General features: G+C 68.5%; 2 protein-coding genes and 1 rRNA gene. All 3 read left to right on the top strand.

Annotation, left to right across the window (positions count from 1 at the left end; genetic code table 11):
* Window positions 1-87: ribosomal RNA gene (gene rrf / locus AC07AL_RS15445) — 5S ribosomal RNA — on the top strand; the annotation flags it as partial.
* A 98-nt stretch (window positions 88-185) separates the two neighbouring features.
* Window positions 186-806, top strand: coding sequence for a cardiolipin synthase ClsA (gene clsA / locus AC07AL_RS15440; RefSeq protein WP_363585311.1), 621 nt, complete (start codon window positions 186-188; stop codon window positions 804-806).
* A gap of 126 nt (window positions 807-932) precedes the next feature.
* Complete coding sequence (locus AC07AL_RS15435; protein WP_063350200.1) at window positions 933-3,428, top strand: mannose-1-phosphate guanyltransferase; 2,496 nt, start codon at window positions 933-935, stop codon at window positions 3,426-3,428.
* Window positions 3,429-3,579 lie beyond the last annotated feature (151 nt).

Genomic DNA, 3,579 nt, shown 5'->3' with positions numbered 1-3,579 from the left:
GGTTACATTCCGAACCCGGAAGCTAAGCCTTACAGCGCCGATGGTACTGCAGGGGGGACCCTGTGGGAGAGTAGGACGCCGCCGAACAATCATTCGAGAGAAGCCCCCGCCGGGTGAACCTGGCGGGGGCTTTTCTGTTGTAGGGTCAACGTGCATTGTCGTCACACGGGACAGGAGGCCCCCGGGTGGAGGTCCAGGAGACGCGGGTCCAGACCGATCGCGTCCTCACCATCCCCAACCTGCTCAGCATGGGCCGGCTGGTCGGTGTTCCGCTTTTTCTCTGGCTGATTCTCTGGCCGGTTTTCGACGGCCCCAACAACGATGGTTGGGCGCTGCTGATCCTGATGCTGAGCGGTGTCAGCGACTACCTCGACGGGAAACTCGCGCGGCGATGGGGGCAGGTCAGCCGGGTGGGGCAGCTGCTCGATCCGCTGGCCGACCGGCTCTACGTGCTGTCCACGTTGGTCGGTTTGACCTGGCGTGAGTTTCTTCCGTGGTGGGTGACGGCGATTCTGCTGGCCCGGGAAGTGTTTATCGGCGCGCTGCTGCCCATTTTGAACCGGCACGGTTACGGGCCGCTTCAGGTGAGTTTTCTGGGGAAGGCCGCGACCTTCAATCTGATGTACGCGTTTCCGCTTCTCCTGCTCGGCAGCGTGGACAGCTGGATCGCTCGGCCGGCCGAGGTGGTGAGCTGGGCCTTCATCTGGTGGGGGACCACATTGTACTGGTGGGCCGGTATTCTTTACGCGGTTCAGGCCCGGCGGATCACCCGTGCGGGCTCGACGGGCTCCGCGTCCGCAGTCTGAGACGTGATCTGAGAGAAGTCCCACGCCGTATCGGTGCGTCGGACGATACCTTCCGGGTAGGGATCCCTCTGGAACGGTTTGATGGACCTCTGTAGGTCCACCACCGCAAAGGAGGACGCACCCGTAATGAAAGCCGTTGTCATGGCAGGGGGCGAAGGAACCCGACTCCGCCCGATGACCTCCAGCATGCCGAAGCCGCTGCTTCCGGTCGCCAACAGGCCGATCATGGAGCACGTGCTTCGGCTGCTGAAGCGGCACGGCCTCTCCGACACCGTCGTCACCGTCCAGTTCCTGGCCTCACTGGTCAAGAACTACTTCGGTGACGGCGAGGACCTGGGCATGCATCTGACCTATGCCCACGAGGAGACGCCGCTAGGCACCGCGGGGAGTGTCAAGAACGCCGAGGACGCGTTGAAGGACGACTCCTTTCTGGTGATCTCCGGTGACGCACTGACCGACTTCGACCTCTCGGAATTGATCGACTTTCACCGCAGCAAGAACGCGCTGGTCACCGTCTGTCTCACCAGGGTGCCGAATCCCCTCGAGTTCGGTATCACGATCACGGACGACGACGGACGGGTCGAGCGCTTCCTGGAGAAGCCGACCTGGGGGCAGGTCTTCTCGGACACTGTGAACACCGGTATCTACGTGATGGAACCAGAGGTCTTCGACTACGTCGCGGCAGGTGAGTCCGTCGACTGGTCGAGTGACGTCTTCCCGCAATTGTTGAAGGAGGGCAAGCGGGTCTACGGCTACGTCGCCGAGGGCTACTGGGAGGACGTGGGCACCCACGAGAGCTACGGCAAGGCCCAGGCGGACGTCCTGGAGGGCAAGGTCGACGTCGAGCTCGACGGGTTCGAGATCTCGCCAGGCGTCTGGGTGGCCGAGGGCGCGGAGGTGGACCCGGAGGCCGTGCTGCGCGGGCCGCTGTACATCGGGGACTACGCCAAGGTCGAGGCCGGCGTCGAGATCCGCGAGCACACCGTGCTCGGCAGCAACGTGGTGGTCAAGCGCGGGGCCTTCCTCCACAAGGCGGTCGTGCACGACAACGTCTACATCGGGCCGCAGAGCAATCTGCGCGGCTGCGTGGTCGGAAAGAACACCGACGTGATGCGGGCCGCCCGGATCGAGGACGGCGCGGTGATCGGGGACGAGTGCCTGATCGGCGAGGAGTCGATCATCGGTGCGAACGTCCGGGTCTATCCGTTCAAGACCATCGAGGCCGGCGCCGTTGTCAACACGTCGGTGATCTGGGAGTCCCGCGGCCAGGAGCACCTGTTCGGCGTGCGTGGCGTGTCGGGGATCCTGAACGTCGAGATCACCCCGGAACTGGCCGTGCGGTTGGCCGGCGCGTACGCCACGACCCTGAAGAAGGGGGCGACCGTCACCATTGCGCGTGACCACTCGCGTGGTGCGCGTGCGCTCAAACGGGCGATGATTTCGGCGCTCCAGACGTCGGCCATAGACGTCCGCGACCTGGAGAACGTGCCGATGCCGGTGGCCCGGCAGCACACCGCGCGAGGGAGTGCGGGCGGGATCTTCCTGCGGACCACGCCGGGGGTGCCCGACTCTCTGGACATCCTCTTCTTCGACGAGCGCGGGGCCGATCTCTCGCAGGCCGGCCAGCGCAAGCTGGACCGCGTGTACGCGCGCCAGGAGTACCGGCGGGCCTTCCCCGGTGAGATCGGGGACCTGACCTTCCCGTCCAGCGTCTTCGACTCCTACGCGGGCAACCTGCTGCGGGCCGTCGACACCACCGGGGTCCGGGAGGCCGGACTGAAGGTGGTCGTGGACACCGCGCACGGCAGCGCCGGCCTGGTTCTGCCGAGCATCCTCGGACGGCTCGGAGTGGAGGCGCTCACCGTCTCCAGCGGGCTGGACGAGGCGCGGCCGACGGAGGACGCGGAGGAGCGGCGGGCCGGGCTGGCCAGGCTCGGTGAGCTGGTGGCCTCCTCCCGGGCGGCCTTCGGCGTCCGCTTCGACCCGGTCGGCGAGCGGGTCGCGTTCGTCGACGAACTGGGCCGGGTGATCGACGACGACCGGGCGTTGCTGGTGCTGCTGGACCTGGTCGCGGCAGAACGGCGCAGCGGGCAGGTGGCGCTGCCGGTGACCACGACCCGGATCGCCGAGCAGGTCGCCGCGTACCACGGCACCCAGGTCATCTGGACCACGACGACGCCGGACGACCTGGCGAAGGCGGCCGCCACCGAGGGCACGGTGTTCGGTGGGGACGGGCGCGGCGGGTTCGTGGTGCCGGAGTTCAGCGGAGTGCTGGACGGGGCCGCGGCCTTCGTGCGGTTGGTCGGCCTGGTGGCGCGGACCCAGCTCACGCTGAGCCAGATCGACGCGCGCATCCCGCAGGCGCACATCCGTCGTCGGGACCTGGCGACGCCGTGGGCGGCCAAGGGGATGGTGATGCGCTCGGTGGTCGAGGCGGCCGGCAGTCGGCGGCTGGACACCACCGACGGCGTCCGGGTCGTCGAGGCGGACGGGCGCTGGACGCTGGTGCTGCCGGACCCGGCCGAGGCGACCACCCACCTGTGGGCAGAGGGTCCGGACGACGAGGCCACGGAGGCGCTGCTGGACGAGTGGGCGGCGGTGGTCGACGGGGCCGGGAGGTGACGACACCGGCCTGATCGTCCGACGGTCCTGACGGTCGGGGGGGGGGGGGGGGGGGGGGGGGGGGGGGGGGCGGGTGGGGGGGGGGGGGGGGGGGGGGGGGGGGGGTGGGGGGTGGGGGGGGGGGGGGGGGGGGGGGGGGGGACGGGGGCGA

The organism is Kitasatospora sp. NPDC043949, assembly GCF_056435365.1.
Note: the sequence above shows the minus strand (reverse complement) of the source record. Positions and strands in the feature narration are given on the sequence as shown.

Excerpts from the sequence above, each read along its gene's own strand:
- AC07AL_RS15435 (WP_063350200.1), top strand. The coding sequence starts at position 933 with ATGAAAGCCGTTGTCATGGCAGGGGGCGAAGGAACCCGACTCCGCCCG.